This window comes from Pseudomonas sp. URIL14HWK12:I6, from assembly GCF_000514195.1.
GTDB classification, from domain to species: Bacteria; Pseudomonadota; Gammaproteobacteria; order Pseudomonadales; family Pseudomonadaceae; genus Aquipseudomonas; species Aquipseudomonas putida_A.
The window spans coordinates 384948-399905 of sequence record NZ_AZVL01000003.1 but is presented as its reverse complement, the minus strand read 5'-3'; the positions used below and the strand labels follow the sequence as shown (position 1 = coordinate 399905).

Below are 14958 nucleotides of genomic sequence, written 5' to 3'. Positions count from 1 at the left end.
GGCTGACTCATACGGTGAACACCGGCACAGGATTGCACCAGCGATCCTTGTATTCACGGTCGGCGCGACCGAAGGAAAACCGCAGCGGCTTGTTCAGGGCGCGCGCGTGTTCCCAGGCGCTTTGCGTATTGAGGAAGCTCAACACGCTGCCGGGGCTGAACTCGCGAGTTTCGGGATCGACGCCGCCGTTGATGTACTCGACGCTGATCCACTCCGGCGCTTCGACGCGGTACACCAGTTGAATGGCGATCGGCGCATCATTGAGGTAGATCACCGAGCCAATCAGCAGTTCGCGCAGCAGCTCGATGACTTCGGCCATGCGCGCCGCGCCGGTGGCCGGGAAGCCCCAGCGGCGCTGGAACAGATCACAGTAGATCGCCGCCAGTTCGGCACTGGAGAACTCGGCAACCGGACGCACCACGCCACCCGCCTCCTCCAGCAGGCGCAGTTCGCGGCGCTGGTTGTAGCGGAACTTCTTCGACAGTTCTTCGGGGGTGCGGGCCATGGCCAATTGTTCGGTCTGCAACTTGAGGCCGCTGAAGCGGTTTTCGTTGAGCGCCGACAGATAGCGTGCGCGATGGCGCAGGGGTGCCTGGGCATCGACCGCGGCCGGCAGGATCAGCTCGGCATTGCCGAGGTCGAACAGGCCTTTCTTGCCGTTGCGCTTAAGCACGTCCTTGGACAGGGCCAAGTCGCGGCCCCAGGTCGGGATTGCCGCTTTGACTTCACCGTCCTGCTCCCAGGCCAGATAGCGCACCGGGATGCCGGCCAGATCAGCCAGACGTTCGACTACCAAAGGATGCGTCGCGACGCTGCCGCCAAAACGCTGCCAGGCGCTGGCATAGGTGGAGGCGTCAACGGGCGACCAGCCACGTTCGCGCCAGCCTTGAAATCGGTTGAGCATCAGCCCCTCGGTGCCAGATCGGTAACTTGCGGCAGACGCCAGAAGGTGTCGCGCACCGCACGGTCGGAGAAACGCTCACGCAGGCGATCGAGCATCAGCTCGGCGCACTGCCGGCGTTGCTGATCATCCATACCGGCCAAATGTTGCAGGCCTTGTGCAAGGTGTTCGGCATCGCCCAGCGGGAACAGAATCCCCACACCTTCGACCACTTCCTTGGCCCCGCCACAGGCCGTGGCGAGCAACGGCACGCCAGCGGCCATGGCTTCGAGCAGCACCATGCCGAACGGTTCGTGATCGGAGCTCAGGGCAAACACATCGAAGGCGCGGAAGTAATTGCGCGCGTCCGGCACCTGGCCGAGAAACAGCACCCGGTCACCGATGCCCAGTTCGCGCGCCAGCTCCTTGAGATCCTGTTCCAGACGGCCCTTGCCGAGAATCACCAGCTGACTGTTGCCCGGCAGACCGGGTAACGCCGCGGCAAAACCGTGCAGCAAGGTGGCCTGATCCTTGTCCGGGTGCAGCCGTCCGACGTTGCCGACAATGAACGCATCCGCCGCCAGACCCAGGGTCTCGCGGGCCTCGCGGGCCGACACCTGACTGGCCTGCAAGGCCGGCACATCGATGCGGTTGTACAAGGTCTGGATGCGAGTGGACGGCCATTTCGGCAGGCAGCGCCGCATGTCGTCGCGCACGGCATCGGAGACGCCGAGCAGACTCAAACGCTTGCGGAAAATGTGCGCGAACAGCTTGCGCGTGCCACGTTTGTAATCGTCAAACGCGTGGTGCACGCCAATCACCGGCAGCGACGTGCCGAGCAAGGCGATGTAGATCGGCTTGAAGCGATGGGCGATGCAGAAACTGAAATTGCGTGAAGCGGCGATCTTGCGCAGATCGCCGATAGCGCCCAGCTTCAGGCCACGAATGGCCTTGGAGCTGTATTCCATGAACAACACTTCATCGGAAGCACACGCTGCGGCCACCTCGCTATCGGCGGCCCCGGTCAGAAAGACCGTGGTCACCCGATAACCGGTGCCCGCGAACAGGCTGGCGTACTGCCGTGCGCAGTCGAGGAACGGCCCGTCATAGCCGTGACAGAACTGCAGCACATGGCGTTCAGCCGAGCGAGTCATAAGCGTTTGCGCCCTCTTTGACCACCAGAATGTCTTCCATGATCAGGTACTGCAGATCGGAGCCGAAGAACATGTTCAGGGCGTCGGTCGGCGAGCAGATCATCGGTTCACCACGACGGTTCAGCGAGGTGTTCAGCGACACGCCGTTGCCGGTGAGGTTTTCCAGCGCCTTCATCATGTCGTAGTAGCGCGGGTTGTATTCGCGCTTCAGCACCTGGGCACGGGATGTACCGTCTTCGTGGACAACTTCCGGCACGCGGGTCTTCCACTCTTCCGCCACTTCGAACGTGAAGGTCATGAACGGCGCCGGGTGATCGATCTTGATCATCTGCGGTGCAACGGTGTCGAGCATCGACGGGCAGAAAGGCCTCCAGCGCTCGCGGAACTTGATCTGGTGGTTGATCCGGTCAGCCACACCGGCCACGCTCGGGCAACCGATGATCGAACGACCGCCCAGTGCACGCGGACCGAACTCCATACGGCCCTGGAACCAGGCCACCGGGTTGCCATCGACCATGATTTTGGCGATCTGCTCCGGCATGTTGTCGAGCTTGCGCCAGGTCGGCTTGTTCTCGTGACGGGCGCACGCGGCGATCACGTCTTCGTTGCTGTACGACGGGCCGAGGTAGACGTGTTCCATCTTCTCGACCGGCACGCCACGGGCGTGGGACACATAGGCTGCTGCGCCGACCGCGGTGCCGGCATCGCCGGACGCAGGCTGGACGAACAGTTCCTTGATGTCATCGCGGGCGATGATTTTCTGGTTCAGCTTGACGTTCAGCGCGCAGCCACCGGCGAAGGCCAGCTTGCCGGTTTCCTTGAGCACATCGCCCAGGTAGTAATCGATCATCTGCAACGCCAGTTTCTCGAACAGCGCTTGCATGCTGGCGGCGTAGTGGATGTACGGTTCGTCGGCGATATCGCCTTCACGCTTCGGACCCAGCCACTCGATCAGCTTCGGCGAGAAGTAGAAGCCTTTGCCCTTCTCTTTATAGCGACGCAGGCCGATCACGTTGGCGTAGTCGGTGTTGATCACCAGTTCGCCGTTCTCGAACGAGGCCAGACGCGAGAAGTCATATTTGCTGGCGTCGCCGTACGGCGCCATGCCCATGACCTTGAACTCGCCGTCGAGCATCTCGAAACCGAGGAACTCGGTGATCGCGCCGTACAGGCCGCCGAGGGAGTCCGGATCGAAGAATTCCTTGATCTTGTGGATCTTGCCGTTTTCGCCATAACCGAAGAAGGTCGTGGCGTACTCGCCCTTGCCGTCGATGCCGAGGATCGCGGTTTTCTCTTTGAAACCCGAGCAGTGGTAGGCGCTGGAGGCGTGAGCGAGGTGGTGCTCGACCGGCTCGATCTTGATCTTCTTCGGATCAAAACCCAGTTGCTCCAGGCACCAGACGATCTTGTTGCGATAGCGCTTGTAGCGACGGTTGCCCATCAGGATCGCATCGAGGGCGCGATCCGGTGCGTACCAGTAACGCTTGGCATAGTGCCAGCGGGCCTTGCCGAACAGGCTGATCGGGGCGAACGGAATCGCCACCACGTCAACGTCGGACGGCTTGATACCGGCCTGTTCCAGGCAGAACTTCGCCGATTCGTAGGGCATGCGGTTCTTTGCATGCTTATCGCGGACGAAGCGCTCTTCTTCAGCCGCCGCCACCAGCTTGCCGTCGATGTACAAGGCGGCTGAAGGGTCATGGCTAAGGGCGCCGGACAGGCCAAGAATCGTCAATGCCACAGGGTCTAGCCTCTTTAGTCTGCATTCAGGCGCGATGCGCCTCGAAAATTGATGTGCCCTCGCACCGGGCGAGAGACAGCTAAAGGGCGGGATTATAGCGTAAACCTGGCGGGAATGACCCTGTGCGAATTGCCCCAGGTGAATCGGCCCGGTGAAACCTTGCTTTCACACTCAATAACCGCCCGCGCGCCAATAGATGCCGATATTGCCATCCACGACCTGTTGATAAATCGTATACGGCAACACCACCGTATCCAGCACCCCGGACAATGGCAGGTCCAGCAACACGAATGGCACCAGGACGCCGGAGGGGTCAGGGGGCGCGTGGAGCACACAGAAGTCGAACGCCAGACCGCTGTAGATCCGTGGAATCGATTGGCAGTAGGTTTTCTGTTTGCGCATGTCGCGGGCGACGTCAGCGTCCATTTGCAGGACCGAGGCGGCGGTGCCGCAGCCGGATAAAAGCCATGCGCAGGTGCTGAGTGTTAAAGCGTTTTTGATGGTCAAGTCTTGCCCTCCGAAGTGGTCAGGGCAAGCTAGCATCGGGGCTGGAGCGGGCAAAGTTCATGGCTTCTGGAGAAGCTGTAGGACAAGTCAGTGCAGTTTGTCCGCTATTGCTCAACGGGAGTTTTTTGGGGCTTTAAAGCCCTGTTGCGAGCAGGCTCACTCCTACAGGGGAATGCTATCCCATGTGGGAGCCAGCCTACTGGCGAAGGCGGCTCAGGCCGCGCTGGAGATGTCCTTGGGCAACCGCTGATCGATCACCTGATACAGCGCGCTGCTCTCGGGCCAGTTGCGCATGAACCGTGCCCGATCCCGCGCATAGGCCGCTGCGAAACTTCCGACAGAGCTGTGCTGACACATCGAATCCAGATCGATCAGTGCCCAGCGATCTTCCTGCCAGAACAGGTTATGCCCCTTGAAGTCGCCATGGCTGATGCGCTCGGCAATCAATCGTGCGAACAGTTGATCCAGCGCCTGCAACTCGGATTCCGGCGCCGCACCGCTTTCCACATACGGCGCAAAGCGCTCGATGATGTCCGGCCCCGGCAGGAACTCGGTCACCAGATAAGCACGGCTGCGCAGCCACAAAAAGCGCTTTTCCAGCACCGCCAGCGGTTTCGGCGTGGCGATGCCGAGGAACGCCAGTCGATTGCCTTCACGCCACGAATGCCACGCGCGGCTCGGGCGCCAGAAGCGCTTGAGCCAGTGCGCAAAGCCTTTGATGTTGTAGCGCTTGATCACCAGCGTACGCCCGGCCACTTCGACCTTGCCGACGCTCGCCGCGCCGCCGGTCTTGTACAGATGGCCCTGATTGAGCAGCGCATCGGCCTGATCCAGCACCGGGAGCATCGCCGCTTCTTCCTCGCGACGGATCGCCCGCAAGGCGAACGCACCGCGCTGCACACTGAACAACGTGCACTCGCGGCCCACCTTGATCAGGTAATCCTTCAGGCGCCAGGCGCGCACCTTGGCGATCTGCTTCTGCAAGGCTTCCAGCGGCAACGCGTGCTCGCTGTTGCTCAGCAGGTAATACACCAGCAATTCTTCGGTGAACGGCTCCAGCGACTTGGGCAACTGGGCGAAAAACACCCCGAGGTTTTCCAGCACTTTCTGCCGCGACAGCGGCTGGCCAGCTGTCTCGGCGCAGATCCCGGCGCCATCGATCAGGTACAGCTGACCGCCCTGACGCAGCAGGTTGTCCAGGTGCAGATCTTCCTGCCACAGGCCTTTGCCATGCAGTTGACCGATAGCGCCCAGCGCCTCGGCGAGTACCGCCGATTGTTCGTCCGCCAGCACTGGCAGCGATTCGACTTTCTGCCAGGCCTCACCAAGGCTTTCAGCACCTTCGAGGAACTCGAACAGCAGCCAGCCGCCCTCGCCATCCTTCAGGCCATCGGCCAACAACAGCGGCGTGGTCAGACCTTGTTCGGCGAGCAACTTGACGCCCGCCAGTTCGCGCTGAAAATGCCGCGCAGCTTTGCTGCCCACCAGTAATTTGGCCAGCACCGGCCGCCCGCGCCAGACCCCGGCACCGACATAGCGCTGCCCCGGCAGCACCCGCAGCAGACTCAGCAGTTGCAGATCCGCAGGACCGGCCGCATCAGCGAGGCTGATCGTCAGCGGCAGACTCGGCGCACGTCCGGCGTTTTTCAGTTCGGACAAGCGCATCAACGGGTCTCCTTGCGACTGCGCCGCGCAGTCAGGCGCGTCACCCAGCTGTCGACCAGCGAACTGTCGACTGGCTGATCGAGATAGGCCGCGAGCAATTCGCGTAATTGCGCCTCGCTCCATTCCGGGGCACGACGCAGCAGCGGCTCCAGATCCTTGACCCGGTCGCGCATGCCGAACAGCAGGGGTCGGGTCTTTTCCAGGTCGATCAACTGCGCCTTATACGCGTCGCCATCAGCCTGCAAAAAGATGTGTTTCGGATAAAAGCAGCCGTGTACCTGACGCACGCCGTGCAGCTGGCGCGCCAGTTGTCCACAGGCCTGGAGAATGGCCGATTGCTGCGCGGCGGTCAGGTCGGACCAGCGTTGCAACAGCGAATCAAGGTCGTCCCAGCCGTCGAGGGCACGGGTCAGCAGGATCGCCTGGACTTCGCCCTTGACCTTGCGCTCACCGAAGAACGCCGCTTGCAGCGCCGGGATCCCCAACTTGTTGTAGCGGCTGATGTTGCGAAACTCGCGAGCGAAACTCGGCTCGCCGAACGGCGCATGCAGGGTGCGGGTCAGGTAGTTGCTCTGGCGCTTGAGGTAGTAGGCCTGCCCTTCCAGCTCCAGGCGAAACACGCTGCTCCAGCCACCGCCATCGGTGTTCGGTTCGTCCACGGCTTCGAGCTGTTTGGCCCAGAGCGCGTCGAAAGTGCCGAGGCCATGACGCTCAAGCAGCGCCCGGTCTTCAGCGGCCAGGAAATCAGTCATTCGCGTCCCTCGAAAAATCTCACCACGTGGCGAATCCGTTTCTTGTCGGCGGCATTCAGCCGATCACGTCCGCGGTATTGCAGGTAGAAGCGCAGGCGCTGGGTGTTCGACAGGTGATACTTGGCCACCTTGTCGAGACAGGCCAGATCCTTGGTGATCCGGTACTTGAGCCAAAAGCCGCGCCAGAAGTCGCCATTCGGGCAGTCGATCAGAAACAGCTGCGCCTGATCGTCGATCAGCAAATTGCGCCACTTCAGATCGTTATGGGTAAAGCGGTGGTCGTGCATGGTTCTGGTGTAGCCGGCCAGTTGGCGGCTGATGCCATCGACCCACAGACGATCCTTGAGTTTCGGATCGTTGCGTTCAGCCAGCGCCGAGAGGTCTTCGGTGCGCGGCAGCTCGCGGGTGATCATGGCGCCACGGGCATAGGCCGCGCCACGTCGCTCCAGGCCCCAGGCCACCACTTCGGCGGTGGGAATGCCCCATTTGGCGAAGCGTTTGAGGTTCTGCCACTCCATCTTCACCCGGGGCTTGCCCAAGTAACGACGCAAGCCTTTACCGGCGCCGACGTAGCGTTTGACGTAGTAATTCACGCCGTTGCGCTGCACGCGAATGACTTCGGACAGCGGATCACGGGTCAGACGTTCGCCCTGCAGGGCAAACACCGCTTCGAGGCTGCCGAAATCTTCGGCCAGCTCGCTGTATTGCGATTCAAGCGTCCAACCCGCCATCAGAGCGCATCCCCGTAACGCTGTTTGCGCGCATAAAGCTTGTTGGCCTTGCCTTCGAGCCAGCTCAGCAACGGCGCTTCTTCGGCGAGGATCTGCCGTAGCGGCTGCTGGAAGTAGCCTTTGAGGAAACGCAGCTTGTCGCGTCGGGTCAGGCCGATGTCCAGCGCCGAGAAATACAGCGCGGCCAGGTCCTTGTTGCGCCAGCGCTGAGTAATACGGGGGCGGGTCTGGGCGCGGTGCAGGTCGATCACCGAGAGCTTGAAATCTTCCGGGGTGATCGGTTTGTCGGTGTGCAACAGAAAGTGGCAGATGTAGCAGTCGCGGTGGTTGACCCCGGCGCGGTGCATCATGCCGGTCATGCGTGCCACTTCAGCGATCAGCGCGCGCTTGAGTTTTGGCTGCGGCGGATTCTTGACCCAATCGATGCTGAAATCTTCGAGGCTGATGGTCGGCGCCAGCTCTTCGGTGACGATGAACGAATGCTGCTCGGCCGGGTTGCTGCCCTTCTCGCCGTAAGCCACGGCGGTCATGGTCGGCACGCCGACTTCCTGCAAACGCTGGATTGCCTTCCACTCCTGACCTGCGCCAAGCACCGGCAGCTTGGCGGTCAGCAGGTTCTTGAAGATCTCGCCCCAGCCGATGCCCCGGTGGATCTTGACGAAAAATCCGTTGCCGTCGACTTCCGTGCGCAGAGTCCGTCTAGCTTCCAGCTCGCGGTAGACTTCGCCCTGCAAGCCTTCGACTTCGGCGAACGGGTCGCGCCCGGCCCAAAGGCTCTTGAACGGTTCAGCCAGCATCAACTTCATTTAAGCGTGCTCCGCCAGAATCACATCGGCCGCGTGCTGCGGCATGCTGTAGAGGTCGGCCGTCTCGGCGAAAGCCAGACCATTGCGGCTCCAGGCCGCGCGTGCAGCGTCGTCATTCAACATGTCAGTCAGGTATTGCGCCAGTTGCGCCTGATCGAACGGTTCGTCCAGCACTCGCCCGGCGTCCGCCTCGGCGATGTAATGGGCGTAACCGCAGACCGCGCTGACCAGCACCGGCAACCCGGCGACCAGCGCTTCGAGCAATACGGTGCCGGTGTTTTCGTTGTACGCCGGGTGGATCAACAGGTCGGCGCCAAGCAGGAAGCGCGGGATATCGCTGCGACCCTTGAGGAAGGTCACGTTGTCGCCCAGGCCCAAAGTCGCACTCTGCATCTGGAACAATTTGGGGTCATCCTGGCCGATTACAAACAGCCGGGTGCGTTTCTTCAGCTCGGCGGGCAGTGCAGCCAGTGCCTTGAGGCTGCGATCGACGCCCTTGGTCTTGAACCCGGAGCCGATCTGTACCAGCAGCAATTCATCGTCCTTGAGGCTGAATTCGGCGCGGAAACCGGCGCGAATCTGGTCGGCATCCGCCGGCCGGCGACGATCCTGGGCGATACCCGGCGGCAGCAGGTGGAAGCGCTCCAGCGGCGTGTCGTAGTGCTTGATGAACAGCGGCTGCTGCACTTCGGAAATCATCAGCACTTCGGTTTTCGCGTCTTTGGCGAACACCGCGCGCTCGTACTCGGCGAAGTGGCGGTAGCGGCCCCAGCGGCGGTACAGCGAATGGCGCAGGTTCTGCGCCTTGTCTTCGAAGCAGCCGTCGGCGGCGTAGTAGACGTCCAGCCCCGGCATCTTGTTGAAGCCGATCAAGCGGTCCACCGGACGCTTGGCCAGATCCGCTTCCATCCACGCCGTGAGTTTCTCGTTGCGCCGATGATTGAAGAACGCCTTGACCGGCGCCACCAGCACTTCGAAACCGGGCGGCACGTCGCCTTCCCAGATCAGCGTATAGACACGGATCTGATGGCCGCGCTTCTGGCATTCGAGGGCGATGCGCATGAAGTCGCGCTGCAAGCCACCGAACGGGAAATATTTGTACAGAACAAAAGCCAATTGCATCAGCGCAGCTCCTCAGCCATTAACAACGTGCTCAGTCGGCTGGCGACACGCTCGGGATTCACACGCGTGAAGCACAGCGGCTGCTCGCGTTTCAGGTCAAACTGACGGGCATCCTGCGCGGTCGGTTGGTAAGTGCATTTCTTTTGCAGGCAAGGGGCGCAGGGGAAATCACTGGCCATGTGAATCTGCACCTTGCCGTAGGCGCCAGTCAGGCCCGGGTTGGTCGGGCCGAACAGGGAAATCGTCGGCACGTCCAGCGCGGCCGCCAGATGGCCGAGGCCGGTGTCCACCGCGACGCAAGCCTGGGCGCCGGCCAGCACTTTGCCGACCCCGGCCAGATTCAGCTTCGGCAACACTTCGGCGTGTTTGAAACCGGCGGCAATCCGTTCGGCTCGGGCCTTCTCCAGCGGGTTGCCCCACGGCAGTTTGACCCCGACGCCCAGATAGCCGACGCGCTCTGTCAGCTCGCGCCAGTAGGCTTCCGGCCAGTGCTTGGTGTCCCATGTGGTGCCGTGCAGGAACACCACGAACGCGCTCTTGCGCGGCAATTCCACCAGACGCTCGACGTTGAGGCCGTAGTCGCCCAACCCTTTGGGCAGGTCATAACCGAGGGCGATGGCGAACAGCTGACGCACCCGTTCGACCGCATGCTGCCCACGGGCCACCGCCAGTTTGCGGTCATAGAAACGTGCAGCGATCGGCTCGCGCGCCGAGCCTTTGTCGAGACCGGCTACCGGGGCTTTGACGTAGCGCGTCAGCCAGGCGCTTTTCAGCAGGCCCTGAGCGTCGATCACCAGATCGTATTGGCTGGCGCGCACGCTTTGCTTGAAGCGCTTCCACTCGCCGCTCTTGATCGTCTGCCAGAGGTTCTTGCGCCAGCGGCGGATCGCCACCGGAATCACCTTGCCGACGGCCGGGTGCCAGGTCGGGATCTCGGCGAAGCCTTCTTCCACCACCCAGTCGAACTTGATCCCGGGGATGGCCCGGGCCGCGTCGGTCAGCGCCGGCAACGCGTGAATCACGTCGCCCAGCGATGAAGTCTTGATCAGCAATACCCGCAACTTAATGAACCTCGACCACGGAGCCCTGCAGTTTCTGCAAGGCATCGTTGACCGCGTCCGGCATCAGCTGGCGCAGGCAGTTGTAATGGCCGAACCGGCAGGTACGGTCGAAGCACGGGCTGCAATCGAGTCCCAAACGAACGATTTCGACGTGCTCGGCCAGCGGCGGAGTGAAGCCCGGCGAAGTCGAGCCATAGACCGCCACCAGCGGACGGTTCAGCGCCGCCGCAACGTGCATCAGGCCGGAGTCGTTGGACACCACCGAGTCGGCACAGGACATAAGGTCAATGGCCTCGGCCAGCGAGGTGCCGCCGCTGAGGTTGACCGACTCTTCACGCAGGCCGGGAATCAGCCGCGCGCGAATGTCTTCGCCTACCGCGTGGTCGTTTTTCGAGCCGAACAGCCACACCTGCCAGCCTTCGCGAATCCGCGCTTCGGCAACCTTGGCGTAATGCTCGGACGGCCAGCGCTTGGATTCGCCGAACTCGGCCCCGGGGCACAGGGCCAACACCGGGCGGTCGAGGGTCAGGCCAAATTTCGCCAGCGCCGCTTCACGGGTCACGGGATCGATTTGCAGGCTCGGACGCGGATAAGGCTTCGGCAGCTCGGCGTTCGGCTCGTAAGCCAGCGCCATGAAGCGCTCGATCATCAGCGGATAACGTTCTTTATCCAGCGTGCGCACGTCATTGAGCAGGCCGTAGCGGAATTCGCCACGCCAGCCGGTACGCTGCTTGATGCCGGCGAAAAACGGCACCAGCGCCGATTTCAGCGAGTTCGGCAGCAGGATCGCCTGATCGTACTGGCCGGCCAGGGACTTGCCGATTCGTCGACGCGTCGCCAGTTCCAGAGCGCCATGGCCGAGCGGAAAGCTCAAGGCCTTGCGTACCTCGGGCATGCGCTCAAGGATCGGCCGGCTCCACTCGGGGGCCAGCACGTCGATTTCGCATTGCGGGTGGCGCTGCTTGAGACACTGAAACAGTGTCTGCGCCATCACCATGTCACCGACCCAACTGGGCCCAACGATCAGAATATTCATGTGGTTTCCATAAACGAACCGGGGAGGCCAATGCCTCCCCGCCTCGAGAATCACTGAGGGAGCGGCGCTGCTTGCGATGGGTCATTACCTTCAACATGACTGTCGACTGTCACTCCGCTATCGCGAGCAGGCTCGCTCCCACATGGTTTTGCCTCTGTTCACACATCTGCGACTCACCGCAGATCACTGTGGGAGCGAGCCTGCTCGCGAAGGGGCCAGCACATTCAACATCCATGCTGGCCGACCGACCGCCTTCGCGAGCAGGCTCGCTCCCACCTTTTGAATCTCATTGCCTTCACTGGCGCGCTTCAGCTTAGCCCCATCTCTTTCCAGATCCGCAATACCTGCCGGCGCTCCTCGACAAACTGGTCGCCTGCAATCACCCCGGCGTCCTTCTGCAAGGCTTGCCGGTGGGCGGCGGAGCGGTAGGCTTTATAGGCCTCGCGCAACAGGCTGGCATCTTCGGCAGGCATCAGCCCTTCGTGTTCCAGCTCTTCCAGAATGCGAATGTTATCGGTCCAGCGCAGCAATGGCGGGTGGCTGTGCGACCACGCCAGGGCCGCGTATTGCACCATAAATTCAATATCGACGATACCTCCGGCGTCCTGCTTGAGGTCGAACGGCGCCGTGGCTTCGAAGGCATTTGCCGCGGTACCGGCCGCCGTGCTCTTGCTGCCGAGGTTATCGCGCATCTTGGCACGCATCTCGCTGACTTCCTGCTGCAGCTTGGCCAGATCCCGCGGCTTGCCCAAAACCTGCGCGCGGACTTTCTCGAAGGCCTGGCCGACATCCTGACTGCCGACCAGCACCCGCGCCCGCACCAGGGCCTGATGTTCCCAGGTCCAGGCTTCATTTTCCTGATAGCGCTCAAACGCCCCGAGCGAACTGACCAACAGCCCCGACGCGCCGGACGGGCGCAAACGCATGTCCACTTCATACAGCTGGCCGGAGTTGGTCTGCGCCGTCAGCAAGTGAATGATCCGCTGCCCCAGCCGGGTGAAGAACTGCGCGCCATCGATCGGCTTCGGCCCGTCGGTTTCCGCCTGCGGATCGCCGTCATGGATGAACACCAGGTCCAGGTCCGAACCATGCCCCAGTTCCAGCCCGCCGACTTTGCCATAACCGACAATGATGAAGCCGGGATCGCACAAACTGCCATCGGTGCGCAGCGGCGTGCCGTACTTGGCCACCGTCTGGCGCCAGGCCAGCGCCAGCACTTGCTCGAGAATCGCTTCGGCGAGCCAGGTCAGGTAATCGCTGACTTTCATCAACGGCAGGCTGCCGGCGATTTCCGAGGCAGCGACGCGCAAGCGGTGCGCCAGTTTGAAGTGACGCAGGGCTTCCATCTGCTGTTCGAGGTCGTCTTCGGGAATCCGCGTCAGGCGTTCGCGCAATTCGGCAGCCAGTTCCGGCGCCAGGGGCGGCTTGAACAGCCGGCCTTCGTTGAGCAATTCATCGAGTAGCAGCGGGAAACGGGTGATCTGCTCGGCGATCCACGGACTGGCCGCGCACAGGGTGAGCAAGCGTCGCAGGGCACCGGGGTTTTCCGTGAGCAACACCAGATAGGCCGAACGTCGGGCGACCGCTTCGACCAGCGGTAGCACCCGCTCCAGCACCAGATCCGGGTTGTCATGCTCCACCGCCTGGGCCAGCAGGCGCGGGATAAACGCATCAAGACGCTCGCGACCCAGCCGCTGCATCGCGCGCAATTGCGGACTGCCACGCAGGCTCGCCAGCGCTTTCAGGGCCTTGGTCGCATCGGCGAAGCCGCCCTCTTCGAGCTGCCGGCAAGCGGCCTCTTCATCCTGCGCCTCTTCCCACAGCGGCAACCACTCACCGCCCACCACCACTTCGCAGTCGGCGCCCTCTTCTTCATCGGGATCGGCGATCACCTGCGCAAAGTGCCAGGCCACCCGGCCGCGCCAGAACATCAGTTTTTCGTGGAAGGCGTCCCAATCGGCGAAACCGAGCATGAACGCAATGCGTGCCTGATCCTGAGCGCCGTCCGGCAACATCTGGGTCTGGCGGTCGGCAATCGCCTGGATCGCGTGTTCGGTGTAACGCAGGAATTCGTAACCTTCGCGCAGCTCGCTGATCACCGCCGGCGGCAGGTAGCCCTGTCCTTCCAGCGTGCTCAGCACCTTTAATAAAGGACGCTGTTGCAGGCTGAGGTCGCGCCCGCCGTGGATCAACTGGAAGGCCTGGGCGATGAACTCGACTTCGCGGATCCCGCCGGAGCCGAGCTTGATGTTGTCGGCCATGCCCTTGCGCCGCACTTCCTGCTGGATCAGCTGCTTCATGGTGCGCAGCGCTTCGATCGCCGAGAAGTCCAGGTAACGGCGGTAAACGAACGGGCGCAGCATGTAGAGCAACTGTGCGCCCGCCGCTTGATCACCGGCCACCACCCGCGCCTTGATCATCGCGTAGCGTTCCCAGTCGCGGCCCTGATCCTGGTAATACTGTTCCAGCGCATTGAAGCTCAGCACTAGCGCGCCGGATGAACCGTACGGACGCAGGCGCATGTCGACGCGGAACACGAAGCCGTCGACCGTCATCGGGTCGAGGGCCTTGATCAGGCGCTGACCCAGACGAATGAAGAATTCCTGATTATCCAGCGCGCGTTTCACGCCGACGGTTTCGCCGCCCTCGGGATAGGCAAAGATCAGGTCGATGTCCGACGACAGATTCAACTCCACCGCGCCAAGCTTGCCCATACCGAGAATGACCATCTGCTGCGGCAGCCCGCTGCGCCGGCCGGTCGGCGTACCGAACTGCTGGCAATGGCGGCTGTACAGCCATTGGTAGGCCTGGTCGATGGTGGCGTCGGCCATGTCCGACAGGTCGCGGCAGGTCTGCACCAGATCGGCCTGGCGGTTGAGGTCACGCCAGATGATCCGCACTTGATGGCGTGCGCGCTGGCGGCGCAGGACGCGCCCGAGTTCGTCTTCGCTTTGCGCGGTGTTCACGGCGGCGGCAATCTGCGCGCACAATTCACCCGGTGCGAACGGCCGGTCGAGTTCGCCGGACTGCACCAGTGACAACAACATCAAAGGGTCACGAACGCTCTGTTCAATAACGAAATCGCTGGCGGCACTGACGCGGGCGAATTGCGCCCAGCGTTCCGGGGTCCAGTTGGAGAAGCCGTGATCGTCTTCCAGCGCGGCGACGGCCGTACGGAACGACTGCTCGGATCGAGTGACCAACGGCAGGAGAATGGCGGGGAGTTCAGCGAGCACGGGCAGGGTCATGGTCTATCCTTGATCGGCGTGTAAATGGCCGCTTGTAGTGTTTGATGAAAACCCGCTACGCGAAGGACTGTCGAACAAAAGTTAGAAATAGCTGAAATTTCTTCTTCTTTGGCATCCAGCATCAAACTTTCACCTTTTTCGGATGGTAATCGACCAACCTTAACGATTATTCTCACAACGCAGTCGGAGGCCACAAGCCTTTCCTCTGTAGTTTTACTACTCGTCTATACAGGCGAAAGGCTGAAATGCTCAAAG

General features: G+C 62.1%; 13 protein-coding genes. All 13 read right to left on the bottom strand.

Annotated elements, in window-relative coordinates; genetic code table 11:
* Positions 1 to 7: 7 nt before the first annotated feature.
* On the bottom strand, positions 8 to 904 hold the full coding sequence (locus H043_RS0107750; RefSeq protein ID WP_027611373.1) for an antimicrobial resistance protein Mig-14: 897 nt from the start codon (positions 902 to 904) through the stop codon (positions 8 to 10).
* Positions 904 to 2034: a glycosyltransferase gene (locus tag H043_RS0107745; RefSeq protein ID WP_027611372.1), complete on the bottom strand. Its 1131-nt coding sequence runs from the start codon at positions 2032 to 2034 to the stop codon at positions 904 to 906. Before H043_RS0107745 ends, H043_RS0107750 begins: the two co-directional genes overlap by 1 nt.
* Positions 2018 to 3775 (bottom strand): carbamoyltransferase, encoded by a 1758-nt coding sequence (locus H043_RS0107740; RefSeq protein WP_007967355.1) that lies wholly within the window; start codon positions 3773 to 3775, stop codon positions 2018 to 2020. The genes H043_RS0107745 and H043_RS0107740 overlap by 17 nt, the downstream gene beginning before the upstream one ends.
* A 171-nt stretch (positions 3776 to 3946) precedes the next feature.
* Complete coding sequence (locus H043_RS0107735) at positions 3947 to 4282, bottom strand: YceK/YidQ family lipoprotein (RefSeq protein ID WP_027611371.1); 336 nt, start codon at positions 4280 to 4282, stop codon at positions 3947 to 3949.
* Between the two features lie 213 nt (positions 4283 to 4495).
* Positions 4496 to 5947, bottom strand: coding sequence for a lipopolysaccharide kinase InaA family protein (locus H043_RS0107730; RefSeq protein WP_027611370.1), 1452 nt, complete (start codon positions 5945 to 5947; stop codon positions 4496 to 4498).
* Positions 5947 to 6699, bottom strand: a complete 753-nt coding sequence (locus H043_RS0107725; RefSeq protein WP_027611369.1) for a lipopolysaccharide kinase InaA family protein — start codon at positions 6697 to 6699, stop codon at positions 5947 to 5949. The genes H043_RS0107730 and H043_RS0107725 overlap by 1 nt, the downstream gene beginning before the upstream one ends.
* Positions 6696 to 7430, bottom strand: a complete 735-nt coding sequence (locus H043_RS0107720) for a lipopolysaccharide kinase InaA family protein (RefSeq protein ID WP_027611368.1) — start codon at positions 7428 to 7430, stop codon at positions 6696 to 6698. The genes H043_RS0107725 and H043_RS0107720 overlap by 4 nt, the downstream gene beginning before the upstream one ends.
* Positions 7430 to 8236, bottom strand: coding sequence for a lipopolysaccharide core heptose(I) kinase RfaP (rfaP, locus tag H043_RS0107715; RefSeq protein WP_027611367.1), 807 nt, complete (start codon positions 8234 to 8236; stop codon positions 7430 to 7432). The genes H043_RS0107720 and rfaP overlap by 1 nt, the downstream gene beginning before the upstream one ends.
* Positions 8237 to 9358: a glycosyltransferase family 4 protein gene (locus tag H043_RS0107710; protein ID WP_027611366.1), complete on the bottom strand. Its 1122-nt coding sequence runs from the start codon at positions 9356 to 9358 to the stop codon at positions 8237 to 8239. It abuts the gene before it with no gap.
* Positions 9358 to 10419 (bottom strand): lipopolysaccharide heptosyltransferase I, encoded by a 1062-nt coding sequence (waaC, locus tag H043_RS0107705; protein WP_027611365.1) that lies wholly within the window; start codon positions 10417 to 10419, stop codon positions 9358 to 9360. Before waaC ends, H043_RS0107710 begins: the two co-directional genes overlap by 1 nt.
* A 1-nt stretch (position 10420) precedes the next feature.
* On the bottom strand, positions 10421 to 11455 hold the full coding sequence (gene waaF / locus H043_RS0107700; RefSeq protein WP_027611364.1) for a lipopolysaccharide heptosyltransferase II: 1035 nt from the start codon (positions 11453 to 11455) through the stop codon (positions 10421 to 10423).
* Between the two features lie 308 nt (positions 11456 to 11763).
* On the bottom strand, positions 11764 to 14703 hold the full coding sequence (glnE, locus tag H043_RS0107695) for a bifunctional [glutamate--ammonia ligase]-adenylyl-L-tyrosine phosphorylase/[glutamate--ammonia-ligase] adenylyltransferase (protein ID WP_027611363.1): 2940 nt from the start codon (positions 14701 to 14703) through the stop codon (positions 11764 to 11766).
* Complete coding sequence (locus H043_RS30630; protein ID WP_256198919.1) at positions 14700 to 14825, bottom strand: hypothetical protein; 126 nt, start codon at positions 14823 to 14825, stop codon at positions 14700 to 14702. Before H043_RS30630 ends, glnE begins: the two co-directional genes overlap by 4 nt.
* Positions 14826 to 14958: the final 133 nt, after the last annotated feature.